16 protein-coding genes and 1 riboswitch are annotated in these 14,998 nt (G+C 59.6%); of the genes, 13 read left to right on the top strand and 3 right to left on the bottom strand.

Annotated elements, in window-relative coordinates:
* Positions 1-77: 77 nt before the first annotated feature.
* From phoB to G5358_RS03525, 9 genes are all read left to right on the top strand, one after another.
* Positions 78-767, top strand: a complete 690-nt coding sequence (gene phoB, locus G5358_RS03565; protein ID WP_026457670.1) for a phosphate regulon transcriptional regulator PhoB — start codon at positions 78-80, stop codon at positions 765-767.
* A gap of 8 nt (positions 768-775) precedes the next feature.
* A complete protein-coding gene (gene phoR / locus G5358_RS03560; RefSeq protein ID WP_216951836.1) occupies positions 776-2,071 on the top strand; it encodes a phosphate regulon sensor histidine kinase PhoR in 1,296 nt (431 codons plus the stop codon).
* Positions 2,072-2,248: 177 nt separating this feature from the next.
* A complete protein-coding gene (locus tag G5358_RS03555) occupies positions 2,249-3,223 on the top strand; it encodes a PstS family phosphate ABC transporter substrate-binding protein (RefSeq protein ID WP_216951835.1) in 975 nt (324 codons plus the stop codon).
* 181 nt (positions 3,224-3,404) lie between these two features.
* Positions 3,405-4,211, top strand: coding sequence for a M48 family metallopeptidase (locus G5358_RS03550; protein ID WP_216951834.1), 807 nt, complete (start codon positions 3,405-3,407; stop codon positions 4,209-4,211).
* Positions 4,199-4,705 (top strand): GNAT family N-acetyltransferase, encoded by a 507-nt coding sequence (locus G5358_RS03545; protein ID WP_216951833.1) that lies wholly within the window; start codon positions 4,199-4,201, stop codon positions 4,703-4,705. The genes G5358_RS03550 and G5358_RS03545 overlap by 13 nt, the downstream gene beginning before the upstream one ends.
* Before the next feature lie 108 nt (positions 4,706-4,813).
* Entirely contained in the window at positions 4,814-5,716 is a 903-nt protein-coding gene (locus G5358_RS03540; protein ID WP_421323617.1) for an ROK family protein, read from the top strand.
* 41 nt (positions 5,717-5,757) lie between these two features.
* Entirely contained in the window at positions 5,758-6,483 is a 726-nt protein-coding gene (locus G5358_RS03535) for a copper homeostasis protein CutC (RefSeq protein ID WP_216951832.1), read from the top strand.
* Between the two features lie 150 nt (positions 6,484-6,633).
* Complete coding sequence (locus tag G5358_RS03530; RefSeq protein WP_005338405.1) at positions 6,634-7,245, top strand: FKBP-type peptidyl-prolyl cis-trans isomerase; 612 nt, start codon at positions 6,634-6,636, stop codon at positions 7,243-7,245.
* 188 nt (positions 7,246-7,433) lie between these two features.
* Complete coding sequence (locus tag G5358_RS03525; protein ID WP_005338404.1) at positions 7,434-7,748, top strand: DUF2845 domain-containing protein; 315 nt, start codon at positions 7,434-7,436, stop codon at positions 7,746-7,748.
* 52 nt (positions 7,749-7,800) lie between these two features.
* Here G5358_RS03525 and G5358_RS03520 read toward each other — a convergent pair whose 3' ends face one another.
* Positions 7,801-8,019, bottom strand: coding sequence for a DUF1107 family protein (locus G5358_RS03520; RefSeq protein ID WP_005338403.1), 219 nt, complete (start codon positions 8,017-8,019; stop codon positions 7,801-7,803).
* Positions 8,020-8,222: 203 nt separating this feature from the next.
* On the opposite strand from G5358_RS03520, the gene yfcD reads away from it, so the two are divergent.
* Positions 8,223-8,705, top strand: coding sequence for an NUDIX hydrolase YfcD (gene yfcD / locus G5358_RS03515; RefSeq protein WP_047435956.1), 483 nt, complete (start codon positions 8,223-8,225; stop codon positions 8,703-8,705).
* A gap of 83 nt (positions 8,706-8,788) precedes the next feature.
* On the opposite strand, the gene G5358_RS03510 is transcribed toward yfcD, so the two are convergent.
* Positions 8,789-9,715 (bottom strand): phenylacetate--CoA ligase family protein, encoded by a 927-nt coding sequence (locus tag G5358_RS03510; protein WP_216979277.1) that lies wholly within the window; start codon positions 9,713-9,715, stop codon positions 8,789-8,791.
* Between the two features lie 126 nt (positions 9,716-9,841).
* Between G5358_RS03510 and G5358_RS03505 the strand changes: the two genes are divergently transcribed.
* A complete protein-coding gene (locus G5358_RS03505) occupies positions 9,842-10,315 on the top strand; it encodes a peroxiredoxin (protein ID WP_100646526.1) in 474 nt (157 codons plus the stop codon).
* 125 nt (positions 10,316-10,440) lie between these two features.
* The gene (locus G5358_RS03500) at positions 10,441-11,409 is read left to right on the top strand and encodes a calcium/sodium antiporter (RefSeq protein ID WP_216951830.1); all 969 of its coding nucleotides are present in this window, start codon (positions 10,441-10,443) and stop codon (positions 11,407-11,409) included.
* 68 nt (positions 11,410-11,477) lie between these two features.
* On the opposite strand, the gene G5358_RS03495 is transcribed toward G5358_RS03500, so the two are convergent.
* Complete coding sequence (locus G5358_RS03495) at positions 11,478-12,644, bottom strand: type III PLP-dependent enzyme (protein ID WP_058059164.1); 1,167 nt, start codon at positions 12,642-12,644, stop codon at positions 11,478-11,480.
* A 507-nt stretch (positions 12,645-13,151) separates the two neighbouring features.
* Positions 13,152-13,267: riboswitch (glycine riboswitch) on the top strand.
* A gap of 250 nt (positions 13,268-13,517) precedes the next feature.
* Here G5358_RS03495 and G5358_RS03490 point away from each other — a divergent pair.
* Complete coding sequence (locus G5358_RS03490) at positions 13,518-14,894, top strand: alanine/glycine:cation symporter family protein (RefSeq protein ID WP_005338391.1); 1,377 nt, start codon at positions 13,518-13,520, stop codon at positions 14,892-14,894.
* Positions 14,895-14,998 lie beyond the last annotated feature (104 nt).

Below are 14,998 nucleotides of genomic sequence, written 5' to 3'. Positions count from 1 at the left end.
CTGTCATAAAGTCATAAAAGTGTCACAGAAAATTCTAATAATTGGCGCACCCATCTTCACAGAGGAGAGAGAAGGGAATGGCTAAGCGAATTCTGGTGGTCGAGGACGAAGCACCGATCCGCGAAATGCTCTGTTTCGTGCTGGAGCAGAAGGGGTATGAGACGATTGAAGCGGAAGATTTCGCCGACGGACTGGCGAAGGTGCGTGAACCCTACCCGGAACTTATCGTGCTGGACTGGATGATGCCAGGCGGCAGTGGCATCCAGTTTATCAAACAGCTCAAGCAGGATGAGGTGACCCGCCAGATCCCGGTGGTGATGCTCACCGCCCGCGGTGAGGAGGAGGACAAGGTGCGTGGTCTGGAGGCCGGTGCCGACGACTATATCACCAAGCCGTTCTCGCCCAAGGAGCTCACCGCTCGCCTCCATGCGGTGATGCGCCGAGTTTCCCCCACCTCGGTAGACGAGGTGATCGAGGTGCAGGGGCTCAAGCTGGACCCCGTCTCCCACCGGGTCAGTGCCGAGGAGAAGGCGCTCGACATGGGGCCGACCGAATTCAAGCTGCTGCATTTCTTCATGACTCACCCCGAGCGGGTCTATAGCCGTGAGCAGTTGCTCAACAATGTCTGGGGTACCAATGTGTACGTCGAGGACAGAACCGTGGATGTGCATATTCGGCGCCTGCGCAAGGCGATTGAAGAGACAGGGCACGACAGATTGATCCAGACGGTGCGTGGAGCCGGATACCGCTTCTCAACCCGTCTCTAGAGGCAGTTATGTTGCAACCTTACGCCTGGCGGCGACAGTTGTGGCGAATGGCGTTTTTCTACGCCCCCTTCGCATTGGTTGGCTGGTTGATTGATCATCTTGCCCTCTGCCTGTTGGTGGCGGCAGTGTTGCATCTGGGCTGGCATTACCGTTTTCAGAAGCGGCTGTCTGATTGGCTGTGGCACGACCGCAGCCTGGTACCACCTAACGGCAGTGGCAGCTGGGAGCACATTTTCAACGGGATCTACAAATTGCAACAGCGTCACCGGGCTCGGCGGCGCGAGCTGGCGGGGCTGATCCGCCGCTTTCGGGAGGGGGCCGAGGCGCTGCCCGATGCGGCCGTGGTGTTTCGCGAAGATGGCAGCATCCTATGGTGCAACCGGCTGGCAGAGCAACTGCTCGGTTTCCGCTGGCCGGAAGATGCAGGTCAGCACATTGGCAACTTGATCCGCCATCCTGCCTTTGCCGCCTATCTGGGGAAGGGGAGCTATGATGAACCACTGGAGATGACTTCTCCGATCAACGAAGAGAAGTTTCTCGAGTTTCGCATTATGCCCTACGCCTCCGATCAGGCGATGCTGGTGGTACGCGATGTCACCCGCCTGCGCAGTCTGGAGAAGACCCGCAAGCACTTTGTCTCAAATGTCTCCCACGAGCTGCGCACTCCGCTCACCGTGCTCAAGGGCTATCTGGAGATGACTGAAGATCCGCCCCCGCCTGCCATGTGGGCCAAGGCGCACCGGGTGATGATGGAGCAGACCATCCGGATGGACAATCTGGTCAACCAGCTGCTCACCCTGTCGCGCATCGAGGCGGCACCGACCGTTGATCTCTCCCATCTGGTGGACATGCCTGCCATGCTCGGACTGCTGGAGCAGGAGGCGCGGGCGCTCTCGGGCGAACGGGCCCACCAGATCGAATTCATGGTGCAGCCAGACCTGTTTGTGCGCGGGGATAAGGAGCAGCTGCGCAGCGCCGTCTCCAATCTGGTCTACAACGCCATCCACTACACACCGGCAGGGCGCAAGATCAGCGTGGAGTGGCGCAAGCAGGGGGCAATGGCGCTGTTTGCCGTGAGGGATGAGGGGGAGGGGATTGCCCCCGAGCATCTGGCGCGGCTGACCGAACGGTTCTATCGGGTCGACAAGGCCCGCTCCCGCCACACCGGTGGCTCCGGACTCGGCCTTGCCATCGTCAAGCATGCCCTCAGTCATCATGACTGTCAGCTCGAGATTGAAAGTCGTGTCGGCCTTGGCAGTCGCTTCAGCTTCCTGATACCGGCTCGTATGGTGGTGTTAAAATAGCTTTTATGACAATGGGTTAGTAAATTCGAGAGGGCCACAATGCGGGCCCTCTCTGCATTTGTGCAACTTTGTTGTCATGTCATTAAAGTGTCACATTTAATCCATAAATTTGTCACTGCCAGGTCAGATACTGGCGCCGTCTTAAGAACGGACCTTCTGTAACTTTGGAGAGATTGGATGAAACTCAACAAACTGGCTGGTGTAATCGGATTTACCGCAGCAACCCTGTTTTCTGCCAGCACCCTGGCCTATGGTGTCGACAAGGATCTGCCGGATTACACTCCGACCAGCGGTATCTCAGGCAACCTGTCCTCTGTCGGCTCTGATACTCTGGCCAACATGATGACCCTGTGGGCAGAAGAATTTAAGCGTGTCTACCCCAACGTCAATGTCCAGATCCAGGCTGCCGGCTCTTCTACCGCACCGACCGCCCTGACCGAAGGGGTTGCCCAGTTTGGTCCCATGAGCCGCGCCATGAAGGCCGGTGAAATCGAAGCGTTCGAGAAGCGTTATGGCTACAAGCCGACCGCTATCCGCGTTGCCGTCGATGCCCTGGCGGTATTCGTCAACAAGGACAACCCCATCAAGGGGCTGACCATGCAGCAGGTTGATGCCGTTTTCTCCAGCACACTCAAGTGCGGCGAAGCCAAGGCGGCTACCAAGTGGTCTGATCTGGGTCTGGATGGCAGCTGGTCCGGCAAGGATCTGCAACTGTTCGGTCGCAACTCGGTATCCGGCACCTACGGTTACTTCAAGGAGCACGCGCTCTGTAATGGTGACTTCAAGAGCGGTGTGAACGAGCAGCCGGGTTCCGCCTCCGTGGTGCAGTCTGTTTCCGCTTCCCTCAACAGTATCGGTTACTCCGGTATTGGTTACGTTACCTCCGGCGTTCGTGCCATTCCGCTCTCCAAGGATGGCAAGACCTTTGTCGATGCTACTGCCGATAATGCCATCACCGGCAAATATCCGCTGTCACGCTTCCTGTACGTTTACGTGAACAAGCATCCGAACAAGCCGCTCTCTCCGATGGAGCAGGAGTTCGTCAAGATGATGCTCTCCAAGGCGGGCCAGAACATCGTTGCCAAAGATGGCTACGTACCGGTACCGGCCAAGGTGGTGCAGGCGGATCTGAAAAAGCTGGGCATCATGTAACCGCTTGCTGCCAGCATCTACTGATAAAACGAGCCCCAATCGGGCTCGTTTTGTTTTTGGTGACTGTCAGTTCTGTTAATAGCGCTGGATGGATGTTTTTCCGCCAGCCGGGGGCAGGTTCCCTTGCGTAGCAGGGCTGCATTTCCGAGAATAGGGCAACGTTATGGCAAAGGATCCCTTCATGATTGCGTCCCTCTCCAAGTTTGGCCTGGTAGCCCTCTGTAGTTCCCTGCTGGTCGCCTGCGCCCAGTCGCCGACTGGCCGCAGCCAGATGCTGCTCTACTCCCCCCAGCAGATGAACCAGCTTGGTGCCGACTCCTTCGAGCATATGAAAAAGCAGGAGAAGGTGAGCAAGGATGCCAAACTCAACGCCTATGTCTCCTGTGTCGCCAAGGCGGTGACCGCCCAGGTGCCGGCCAGCTATGGCATCACCAATTGGGAAGTGGTGGTGTTTGACTCCAAGCAGGTCAACGCCTTCGCCCTGCCCGGCGGCAAGATCGGGGTCTACAGCGGCCTGCTCAAGGTGGCCAAGAATCAGGATCAGCTGGCGACCGTCATCGGTCACGAGTTGACTCACGTGCTGGCCCAGCACTCCAACGAGCGACTCTCACGCAGCCAGTTGGCGGGGATCGGTCTGGCGGCTGCGGACATTGCCATGGGCACCAGCGAGTATCGCGGCGCCACCATGGCCGCCCTTGGCCTCGGGGTTGAGGTCGGAGTGATGCTGCCCTATGGCCGTACTCAGGAGAGCGAAGCGGATCGGCTCGGGCTTGAGCTGATGGCGCGCGCCGGATTCAATCCGGCCGAGGCGATCCCCCTGTGGCAAAACATGAGTGCCGCTGCCGGTGGCAACACCCCGCCGCAACTGCTCTCCACCCACCCGAGCAACGAGAACCGGATCGCCGAGTTGCAGGCGCAACAGGCGCAAGTGCTGCCGCTCTATGAGCAGGCCCGCGCCAACGGTCTGGTGCCCCAATGCAAGGCATAAGCCTGCGCATGGCGCGCAGCGACGATGCCGCCGCCATGACGGTGATGCAGCGAGCCAGTTGGCTCGCTGCCTATGGCCAGGTGCTTGGTGCCGACCTGCTGGAGCAGCTGGACGTTACCGCCCATCTGCAGATCTGGCAGAGCCGTCTGGCCGAGCCGGGCCCAAGGCCCATGCTGCTTTGTCTCGATGAGGTAGTGATAGGCCTGCTCTACTGGCAACCACAGCAGGAAGCGGAGCAGAGCAGCGCCCTGATCCGCGCTTTTTACCTCCATCCCGACCACTGGCGACAAGGCTATGGCAAACGGCTGTGGCAGGCGGTGGCGATGCAGATGCGCCGCGCCGGTTGCCATAGCGTCAAATTGTGGCTGCTCGATGGCAACCACATTGGCGAGGGGTTCTACCTGCGCCGCGGCTTTGTCTTTGATGGCGAAGAGCGCACCCTGATAAGCCTCGGGCAGCCCTGCCTGCAGCGACAAATGAGCCGTTTGCTCTGATCACTCTCCCGTTTTTCGCCTTTGGTCACTTTATTTTTTTTGCGAATTAATACAATGTTCCCCTTGAAACAGAGTTGGATAAACACGGGCTGACAAGGGAGTGCTGGCATGTATTACGGCTTTGATATCGGTGGCACCAAGATCGCCTTTGCGGTCTATGACGGTGCATTGAACCTCTGCCACGAGGAGCGCATGAGCACCCCGGGCAACGATTACGAGGGGTTGCAGCAGCTGATCCGCTCCCGGGTCGAGCAGGCGGATGCCCGCTTCGGCGCACGGGGCTCGGTCGGTATCGGTTTTCCCGGTGTCATCAACAGCCAAGATCACAGCATAGTGGCGGCCAATCTGCCCTCCATCAATGGTCGCCATCTGGGCGCAGATCTGGCCGAACTGCTGGAGCGGCCGGTCAAGGTGGATAACGACGCCAACTGCTTCCTCTGGTCCGAAGTGCATCAAGGGGCAGCCGACGGCGCAGGCAGTGCGCTCGGCGTCACCATCGGCACCGGCATCGGCGGCGCTGTTTATCTGGCGGGCAAGCTTATTCAGGGGCGCAACTGGCTGGCTGGCGAGATTGGTCACTACCCCTTGCCCGCGACCATTCTGATGAAGTATCCCGAGTTGCCGCGTCCCCGTTGCGGCTGTGGCCGTCTGGTCTGTTTTGAAACCTATGCCTCCGGCACCGGTCTGGAGCGTCTCTATCACCATTTCCATGGCCAACGTGCCACGGGTCACCAGATTGTGGGACGCTTCGAGGCCCATGAACCCCATGCGGTCGAGACGGTCGAATGCTGGCTGGAGATCATGGCCGCCGGGCTTGCCACCGCCATTTCGGTGATTGATCCCGAAGTGGTGGTGTTGGGGGGCGGCCTGAGCGGCCTGCCCGCCCTCTATGAACAGCTGCCGCTGCGTCTGCCCGGTCACTTGCTGCCCGGGGTCGCCCTGCCCGAGATCCGCCAGGCCCGCTTCGGCGGCGCCGGTGGTGTGCGCGGCGCAGCCTTGCTCAATCTATGAGATCAGATGTGGGGTCTGATCTCCCCGAAAAAGGAGTCCTCATGACCCGTCTTGAAATCTGTATCGACAACCTGGAATCCCTGTTCACCGCCCAGCAATCCGGGGCGGATCGCATCGAGCTCTGCTCTGCGCTGGGTCTGGGCGGCCTGACCCCCTCCTACGGTTTTATGCAGCAGGCGGCCCGCCATGCCAGCGTGCCGGTTTATGCCATGATCCGCCCGCGCGCCGGGGATTTTTGCTTCAACGACGGCGAGTTCGAGATGATGCTGCAAGATATCGCGGCGGCACGTGCTGCGGGGCTGCAAGGGGTGGTGGTCGGTTTGCTGGATGAGGAGGGACGGGTGCCTGCCGCCAAGCTCAAACAGCTGGTGGATGCAGCAGGATCGTTGGGGGTCACCTTCCATCGCGCCATCGACCTCTCTTCCGACTGGCGCCTCGATCTGGAGACCATAGTTGCTGCCGGTTGCGAGCGCATTCTGAGCTCGGGCCATGCGCCGACCGCGCTGGCGGGGCTGGAGACCCTGCAGGAGATGCAGCAGGCGCTGGCGGGACGTGCCAGCCTGATGCCGGGCGCCGGGGTCAATGCCGACAACGTGCGTACCATCATCGAGTTCACCGGGGTGAGCGAAGTGCATATGTCCGGCATGGGCTGGCGCGGCGGCATGGTGCCGCACGGAGTGAATATGGGCACTTCGGATGATGGTCGGGTCAATATCACCGATGGCGCCAAGGTGGCTGCGGTCAGAGCCTTGCTGGATCGCGGTTAAGCAGATCGCCGCCGTTGGGCGGCGTTCATCCGCATCTTGTGTGAAGTTCCTCCCACTGACGGGGAAATCAGGGGCGCCCCCGGCAGCACCCAGGCCAAAAGTCTGATATTATCCCGCCTCTTTACTACATGGATCTGGAGCAACATCTCAATGTCCCAATACGACTCTATCGAACAGAAGGCCAGCTATGGCATCGGCCGCAACATGGGTGATCAGCTGGCGCAGCAAGCTTTCGCCGGTCTGGATATCCCGGCCCTGCAACAAGGTCTGGCAGATGCCCTGAATGGTCTGGAGTTCGCGGTCAGCCGTGACGATATCAATGATGCCTTCCAGGTCATCACTGCGCGTATGCAAGAAGAGCAGGAAGCCGCCGCCAAGGCCGCCGCTGCTGACGGCGAAGCCTTCCTGGCTGATAACGCCAAGCGCGCTGAAGTGAAGGTGACCGACTCCGGTCTGCAGTACGAAGTGCTGGTAGAAGGCAACGGTGCCGTTCCGGTAGCCGGTCAGTCCGTGCGTGTGCACTACCACGGTACCTTCACCCACGGTGGCGTATTCGACAGCTCCGTCGCTCGCGGCCAGCCGGCTGAATTCCCGGTGACCGGCGTGATCGCTGGCTGGGTTGAAGCGCTGCAGCTGATGCCGGTTGGTTCCAAATGGAAGCTCTACATCCCCCACGATCTGGCCTACGGTGCCCGTGGCGCGGGCTCCATCCCGCCTTACTCTGCACTGGTATTTGAAGTCGAGCTGCTGGACATCCTGTGATCCTGCTGGCTTGATGCAAACGGCGACCCTCGGGTCGCCGTTTGTTTTTGGGCTATGTGATAGACAGCATTTGTCGCGACCAGCGGGCTGGAGAGCAGAAAAGGGCGGCACTTTTGCGCTTTTTACTGGTTTTTTCAGAAACGGGAACAGGCATACTGCGACTCATTAGAGAGGATAAGGAGAACCCGATGAGCAAGAAGATGAAGAAAGTAGCGGGGCTTGCTCTGTTGCTGCTGAGCATTCCGGCCAGTGCTGATGCCATGCGCTGCAAGAACGCCCTGATCACCGAGGGAGACACCACCGCCGAGATGCTGCTCAAGTGCGGTGAGCCGATGTTGCGTGAAGAGCTCAACCGCAACGAGGAGAACCAGTTTGGCAACATGGTGCAGGTCAAATATGGTGAACGCTGGACCTACAACTTCGGCAAGAACGAGTTCATGCGCTTTGTGACGGTGCGCAACGGCATCATTACCGATATCGAAAACGGCCCGCGCGGCCAGTAGCCGGCGGGCAAAGCATGGATGCACAACAGACAGTAGGGCAAGACCCTTTGACTCACATGTCCGGCAAGGGGTCGCGGTGACCAAGTTGTCTGACCGCCAGATTGATCTGGCGAGCCAGTCTTAGCCGCTGGCGGCAGGTCAGGCCATGGAGGCTGATCCTGCCCGCGTTGAATTCAAATGTCCCCAGCGACTCGATGGCAAAATAGCCTCGATGAAAGCTCTTGATGTAGCGAGCGATCTGCCGTGGGGATAACTGCTTGAATACCTTCATCACACGGTTCCCTGATTGCCTGGACAGGGCACACTATGGTGTCGGTCGATGACACTGATATGACGGTTTATAAAGATTTGCATGAATCCTTATTTTGCCAGTGAGCTCGGCAAATTGACGGCATCATCGAAAAAGTTGTGCCATGACAAACCACCGCACCGATATACTGCGGGCTTGAATGGAACAAATAAAAGGGCCTGTGCGTGGAATGGGTTGATGTGGTGGACGAGGATAACCGGGTGATTGGCGTGGCCGAGCGAGCCAAGGTGCGACGGGAGAATCTCTGCCATCGCGCCAGCTATATTCTGGTGCTCGACGACGCGGATCGGATCCTGGTGCAGCGACGCACCCTCAGCAAAGATTTCTGCCCCGGCATGCTGGATGCCTGCGCCGGTGGCGTGGTCACCACCGGTGAGGAGATGGAGCGCTCCGCCCGCCGCGAGCTGGCCGAAGAGCTGGGGATTATGGATGTTCCTCTGCAGGGCTTTGGCAGCTTTTATGCGGAAGGGGAGGGCTACCGGGTCTGGGGTGGCCTCTTCAGTTGCCGTTATCAGGGGCCGCTGCAGTTGCAGGCCGAAGAGGTGAGCGCGGTGCACTGGATGAGCCTGGCCGAGATCGCGGAGCGCGCCAGCGAATTTACCCCCGACTCCCTGCTCGCCATCGCCACTTGGCAGGCGAGACGCTGACAAGCGCCGCACATTTTCTTCGCCAGAGAGAAGACGGGCAGCCTGATGGCTGCCCGTCTGCCTTTGTGAATTTACTTGGCCTGCTACACCAGTTTTAGGCGCCGGTTGGAGCGACCGCACGGGCTTGGCGTCGTGAGCCAGTGCCCCTGCCAGTCGGTGACGAGGCGCAGCAATGGATACTCCAGGTCAAGCCTGGTCAGCACCAGCTGGCCGGTCTCGTCGCCGCTCACCGGCTCGCCGCTGGCGGGATCGATGATCTCGATTATGCAACTCTCGCTCACAATAAATCCCTCTCCTGGTCGGCTCTCGTAAGCCACCACCCCCACATCCTGCCACACCAGACAGTTGAGGGCTGCAATGCCGTGAATGGCGCGCAGCGGCGCGGTTTCCGGGTGAGTGGCTTCACACAGCAGGGCGCGGCGCAGTGAGTCGGTCGGGATGTCGGCCGCTTCGGCCGCTTCCAGCAGATCGAGCAGGGTCACCAGCGGACCGACGTAGCCGGTGGGTTGATAGCGCAGCAGCGCCTCCAGTTGGCGCTGGGTATCGTGGGGCCCGCAAGGTACCACGGGGGCACCCAGCTGTCGGGCACCGTTATCGAAGATAAAGGCGGTGGGGCCGGCATGATAGTCGTGGCCATTGAGTATTACCTCACCCGGCTTGAAGCCGGCGGCAAACAGTGCTCGAGCGGCCCCCCACCAGTCTGCTCCCGCATACTCGGGGATGGCCAGCTGGCCCGGACAGGAGAAGACCCGTAACGCCTGACTGGCGGGGCGGCCGGTGAGTCCGGCGAACGGAGGGTGAGCCTGTTGGGCGGCAAACAGTTCTTTGCTGTCGAGCAGTGGCAGGGTGGCCAGCTCTGCCAGATCCTCGAGGCGGCACTGGCGATAGACGCTGGAGTAACCGGCGCAATATTGACTGACATGGGTAAGCTGATGATTGAGCTGCTCCAGCTGCTGTTGTTCGCGCAAGGCGGGGGGGCGAATTTCCAGTCCATCGTAATAGTGCTGCATGAGGCCTCCTTGGTCGGCTGATCCTGCTCAAGGTTAGTTCAAATGATCCCGGCAAAGGGAGGTCTGTGTCACAGCTCGGCAGTGGGGTAGACTGGGGCCTCCTCCCTCCACTTAAGGACGAGCACAATGATTGCGATGGGTCAGACTCTGCCTTCGGGCGAATTTACCTTTATCACCGCCGAGGGCAAGCAGCTGCGGGATAGCCAGACGCTGTTCGCCGGTAAAAAAGTAGTGCTGTTTGCCGTGCCCGGTGCTTTTACTCCCACCTGCTCCAATGCCCACCTGCCCGGTTATGTGGTGCTGGCCGATCAGTTTATGGCCAAAGGGGTGGATGCCATCTGCTGTCTGTCGGTCAACGATGCTTTCGTGATGCGGGCATGGCAGACGGCCCAGAATGCCGAGGCGATCACCATGCTGGCGGATGGCGACGGCAGCTGGACCCGGGCGTTGGGTCTGGCCAAGGATACCGGCGCCTTTGGAGGTATCCGCGCCCAGCGCTTTGCGTTGATCGCCAACGATGGCGTGGTCGAGCAGCTGTTTGTGGAGGCGCCTGGCAAGTTTGAGGTCTCCGATGCCGCGAGTCTGCTGGCTGTGCTGTGAAATGTTAATCGCAGTTTGATTTTCCCTTGAAATGGGAGGCTGGCTCGTTACACTGGCGCCACTTTTGAATTGGGTCAGGAGCTTGTCCTGACTCTGTTGCTTACTGGCGATGGGATGGAGATGTTATGACCCTGGCTGTTGTTGCCCTGATTGCCGGACTGGCGCTGCTGGTCTGGAGTGCTGACAAGTTTGTGGATGGTGCTGCGGCGACCGCCCGTTATGCGGGGATGCCACCGCTGCTGATCGGCATGGTGATCATCGGTTTTGGTACATCGGCCCCTGAGATGGTGGTCTCCGCGCTGGCGGCGTCACAGGGCAATCCCGGGTTGGCGCTTGGTAATGCCTATGGCTCCAACATCACCAATATCGCGCTGATCCTGGGTCTGACGGCACTGATCAGCCCTATCGCGGTGGCCTCTCAGGTAGTGCGCAAGGAGATCCCCATCCTGCTCGGTATTACCCTGCTCTCAGGTGCCCTGCTGATTGATGGTCATCTGGGCCGGATGGATGCGGTCATTCTGGGGGCCGTCTTCGTTGCCCTGATGGGCTGGTCTATCTGGGCTGGCATGAATGGCAAGGGAGATGCGCTGGATACCGAGACCGCCGAGGATATCGAGAGTGAGGGGATGTCCCTCAAGAGCGCCGTTTTCTGGCTGGTGGTCGGGCTGGTGCTGCTGATCGGCGCTTCCCGCCTGTTGGTCTGGGGGGCGGTGACCATCGCTCAGGCACTTGGTATCAGCGATCTGGTGATTGGTCTCACCATAGTCGCGATAGGAACCTCCCTGCCGGAGCTGGCTTCGTCTCTCATCGCCATTCGCAAGAACGAGCATGATCTGGCCCTTGGCAACGTGCTGGGCTCCAACCTGTTCAACACCCTGGCGGTGGTGGGGATCGCGGCGGGTATTCATCCGTTGGATGTGGCGCCGGAAGTGCTCTCCCGCGACTGGAGCATCATGATGGGGTTGACCCTGCTGCTGCTGGTGATGTGTCTGGGCCGCAAGGGGCAGGGCCGTATCAACCGGTTGGAGGGGGGCGTGCTGCTCACCTGCTTCGTCGCCTACACCGGCTGGCTGCTGACCAGTCAGTTCGTCTAGCCAGATCTGGCAAGATAAAACGAAAGAGGGGAAGCCTGGCTTCCCCTCTTTGCATTCGGGTGTCGGTCTTAAGCGACGGCCACCAGTTTCTGCCCCTTCTGACTGCTGTCCAGAATCAGGATGCTGGCCTTGGGGAAGAAGTTGAAGGTGGAGGCGGAGGCCCAGGTGTAGGCGCCCATCACCTTGCCAACCACCAACTCGCCGATAGCCAGATCCGGCAACATGATGCCATCGCGGATCACGTCCACGCTGTCGCAGGTGGGGCCTGAGAGTACCGAGTTATGCAGCTCGCCACTGGCATAAGGCGTGCTCACCGGATAGGTGACGTGGTCATAGAGCTGGCCGTTGTAGCTGCCGTAGAGGCCATCATCCAGGTAGTACCAGATCTTGTCGCCACGGTGGGCCTTGCCCATCACGCTGGATACCGAAGTCATGGCCGGCGCACTGATAAAGCGGCCCGGTTCGGCAATCTTCTGCACTGTAGCGGGCAGCTTGGCCAGCGCTTCGCGGATCGGGGCGCAGAAGCCGTCGATATCGAACTCGCCCCCCTCATAATCGACCGGGAAACCGCCGCCGATATCCAGCACCCAGGGCTTGAGCCCGAGCGCCCAAGCCTGCTCCATGATCTCGCGGCAGGCGTCGATGGCCTGCACATGGCGACGGGCATGAGGCACTTGCGAGCCGACGTGGAACGACAGCCCCATCACCTTGATCCCCTTGGCGTGGGCCAGTTGCAGCAGCGGCAGCGCCTGCTCCGGAGTGCAGCCGAACTTCTTGGAGAGATCGACCTTGGTCTCGGGGTTCGGGAAGCTGACCCGCAGCAGCAGTTTCACTTCGTCCTTGTAGGGAATGAACTTCTCCAGCTCCAGCGGGTTGTCGTAGACAAACACAGTGCAGCCGAACTCCAGCGCATAACGGATATCGCTGTCGCGCTTGATGGGATGGGTATGAATGCAACGTCCCGGGCGAACCCCCTGACTGCGCACCAGATCCACTTCGCCATTGGTGGCCAGATCGAAACAGGCCCCCTCTTCCTTCAAGACAGAGACCACCGCCTCATGGGGCAGGGGTTTGAGTGCATAGTGCAATCGTACATCGGGCAGGGCGGCGGCCAGGGCCCGATACTGTTTGCGGACGGCTGCCTTGTCGAGCAGCAGCAGGGGGGAGCCGAATTGTTCAACCAGCTGACGGTAATCTTGTGCGACCACATCTTTTGCAACCAGGGTCTCGTTCATTCTCTTTTGGTCATCCTTAGGGGGCGTGATATGCCCAAGCCATATGCGATTGAACCGGCGACGGCCGGGTCAGGCGAGCGGTCCGGTGGGACCAACCGAACACAGTGCATAAATTGATAACAAAGTGCTTGGTTATGCAGCGGATTATCGGCTTATTGATTCTGTGTGCAAGCATTTTGATTGGATATGTCGGCAAGATTTTCTTGGCGAAACGAGAGGGATCACTGTTCTCTATCCGCCATTTTTCCCGTTTGGGCCACATTTGATCCGTGAAAGCCTAACTTGTTGATAGTTAACTAACATTTAACATTCTTGCTGCGATTCTGGTGGTCACTAAAAAAATATAAATGGGGGCGGCCAAGTGCGAGACAGCTCACATTTTTTGGATTAACATGCCGACTTCCTAATCCAAACTAGTTCGGATGAAGGTAGCAGGAGAGCGATGGGCAACCATCCACCGAAGAAGTGAATCTTTCAGGTACCGGGCAACCGGTGTGGACTGCTACTGGACGATACTCTGGAGAGACCCGTTAAATCGGGCGCCGAAGGAGCAAGGCACCATGACTACCCGCAAGGGCAGGCTGGCGCCGGAAACTCTCAGGCAAAAGGACAGAGGGGATGGGATGGTTGTACCTGAGCTTGAAACTGTTCACGGTCTGTAACGAGAGGTCGTCAGCAAGGTAAAGAGCAGCGCAGGAACCGGAGTGTATGTGAATACATGAGGCTTTCGAGCAGCGCATGAGCCTTGATCACAACCTCGCAGCAAGAGTGTGAACACGTTTTTGGCCCGCATCCGATCGCCTCTGGCCGATCGCGACACCTATGGGAAGATCATCCTTCTCCTCCTTAATTTCTGTTTCTTAAGGAGGATGCATGTCATCAATTCAATCGGCGTTAACCGCCATCGATAGCTTTATCTGGGGGCCGCCCCTGCTGATCCTGCTGGTCGGGACCGGTATCTATCTCACCCTGCGTCTGGGTCTGCTTCAGGTCGTGCGCTTGCCACTCGCGCTGCGGCTGGTCTTTGGCCGCGATCAGGGGCAGGGCAAGCAGGGGGATGTCTCCAGCTTCGGCGCCCTCTGTACCGCCCTCTCTGCCACCATCGGTACCGGTAACATCGTCGGGGTGGCTACCGCCATCAAGCTCGGTGGTCCCGGTGCCCTGTTCTGGATGTGGATGGCGGCGCTGTTCGGCATGGCCACCAAGTACGCCGAGTGTCTGCTGGCGGTCAAATATCGCGAGCAGGATGCCAACGGCCAGATGGCTGGCGGCCCCATGTACTATCTGGAGAAGGGGCTCGGTTCCAAGCCGCTCGCCAAGTTGTTTGCCCTGTTCGGCATCGGCGTAGCTTTCTTCGGGATCGGTACCTTCCCGCAGGTCAATGCCATCTCCGACGCCATGAGCCTCTCCTTCTCGGTGCCCCGTGAAGCGACCGCCGTGGTGCTGACCCTGATCGTGGCGCTGGTGACCCTGGGAGGGATCAAGTCCATCTCCAGCGTGTCGAGCAAGGTGGTGCCCTTCATGGCCATCTTCTACATCGTCGCCTGTCTGGGCGTGCTGGTGAATAACGCCAGCGCCCTGCCCGATGCCGTCATGCTGGTGATCGAGAGTGCCTTCACCGGCCATGCGGCGACCGGCGGCTTCGTCGGTGCCAGCATCATGCTGGCCATTCAGTCCGGGGTGGCGCGCGGGGTCTTCTCCAACGAGTCGGGGCTGGGGTCGGCCCCCATCGCGGCGGCGGCGGCCAAAACCGATTCGTGCGTGGAGCAGGGGCTGGTCTCCATGACAGGTACCTTCATCGACACCATCATCATCTGCACCATGACCGGCCTGACCCTGGTGGTGACCGGCGTGTGGAGCGGCGATGCAAGCGGCGCGGCCATGACCAGTCTGGCCTTTGCCCAGGGGCTCGATGCTCATGTCGGCCAGTATCTGGTGAGCATTGGCCTGCTGTTCTTCGCCTTTACCACCATCCTTGGCTGGAACTACTACGGCGAGCGCTGCACCGAGTATCTGTTCGGGGTTAAGGCAATCAAGCCCTATCGTCTGGTCTATCTGGCGCTGGTGGCGAGCGGTGCTTTCCTCCATCTGGACATGATTTGGCTGCTGGCCGATATCGTTAACGGCCTGATGGCGGTGCCCAACCTCATCGGCCTGATTGGCCTGCGCCATGTGGTGATCGCCGAGACCCGCGCCTATTTTAGCCGCGATCTGGATAGCGAAGCTGAACCGGAGCCGCAGACGGCTTGAGCGCCTCAGCTCGTTTCACGCTTCCCTTGAAAAGAACAAGTCACGACTTCGGTCGTGGCTTTTTTGTGCGCTGTGTCTAAGGATAGGTACTTTCCCTCTCCCTT

This window comes from Aeromonas sp. 604176, assembly GCF_049170755.1.
Classification (GTDB): domain Bacteria; phylum Pseudomonadota; class Gammaproteobacteria; order Enterobacterales; family Aeromonadaceae; genus Aeromonas; species Aeromonas veronii_A.
Note: the sequence above shows the minus strand (reverse complement) of the source record. Positions and strands in the feature narration are given on the sequence as shown.

Coding starts and splice junctions, on each gene's coding strand:
- G5358_RS03545 (WP_216951833.1), top strand. CDS start 4,199: ATGCAAGGCATAAGCCTGCGCATGGCGCGCAGCGACGATGCCGCCGCC.
- phoB (WP_026457670.1), top strand. CDS start 78: ATGGCTAAGCGAATTCTGGTGGTCGAGGACGAAGCACCGATCCGCGAA.
- G5358_RS03530 (WP_005338405.1), top strand. CDS start 6,634: ATGTCCCAATACGACTCTATCGAACAGAAGGCCAGCTATGGCATCGGC.
- G5358_RS03535 (WP_216951832.1), top strand. CDS start 5,758: ATGACCCGTCTTGAAATCTGTATCGACAACCTGGAATCCCTGTTCACC.
- G5358_RS03495 (WP_058059164.1), bottom strand. CDS start 12,644: ATGAACGAGACCCTGGTTGCAAAAGATGTGGTCGCACAAGATTACCGT.
- G5358_RS03540 (WP_421323617.1), top strand. CDS start 4,814: ATGTATTACGGCTTTGATATCGGTGGCACCAAGATCGCCTTTGCGGTC.
- G5358_RS03520 (WP_005338403.1), bottom strand. CDS start 8,019: ATGAAGGTATTCAAGCAGTTATCCCCACGGCAGATCGCTCGCTACATC.
- G5358_RS03525 (WP_005338404.1), top strand. CDS start 7,434: ATGAGCAAGAAGATGAAGAAAGTAGCGGGGCTTGCTCTGTTGCTGCTG.
- G5358_RS03510 (WP_216979277.1), bottom strand. CDS start 9,715: ATGCAGCACTATTACGATGGACTGGAAATTCGCCCCCCCGCCTTGCGC.
- G5358_RS03555 (WP_216951835.1), top strand. CDS start 2,249: ATGAAACTCAACAAACTGGCTGGTGTAATCGGATTTACCGCAGCAACC.
- G5358_RS03505 (WP_100646526.1), top strand. CDS start 9,842: ATGATTGCGATGGGTCAGACTCTGCCTTCGGGCGAATTTACCTTTATC.
- G5358_RS03550 (WP_216951834.1), top strand. CDS start 3,405: ATGATTGCGTCCCTCTCCAAGTTTGGCCTGGTAGCCCTCTGTAGTTCC.
- G5358_RS03500 (WP_216951830.1), top strand. CDS start 10,441: ATGACCCTGGCTGTTGTTGCCCTGATTGCCGGACTGGCGCTGCTGGTC.
- phoR (WP_216951836.1), top strand. CDS start 776: ATGTTGCAACCTTACGCCTGGCGGCGACAGTTGTGGCGAATGGCGTTT.
- G5358_RS03490 (WP_005338391.1), top strand. CDS start 13,518: ATGTCATCAATTCAATCGGCGTTAACCGCCATCGATAGCTTTATCTGG.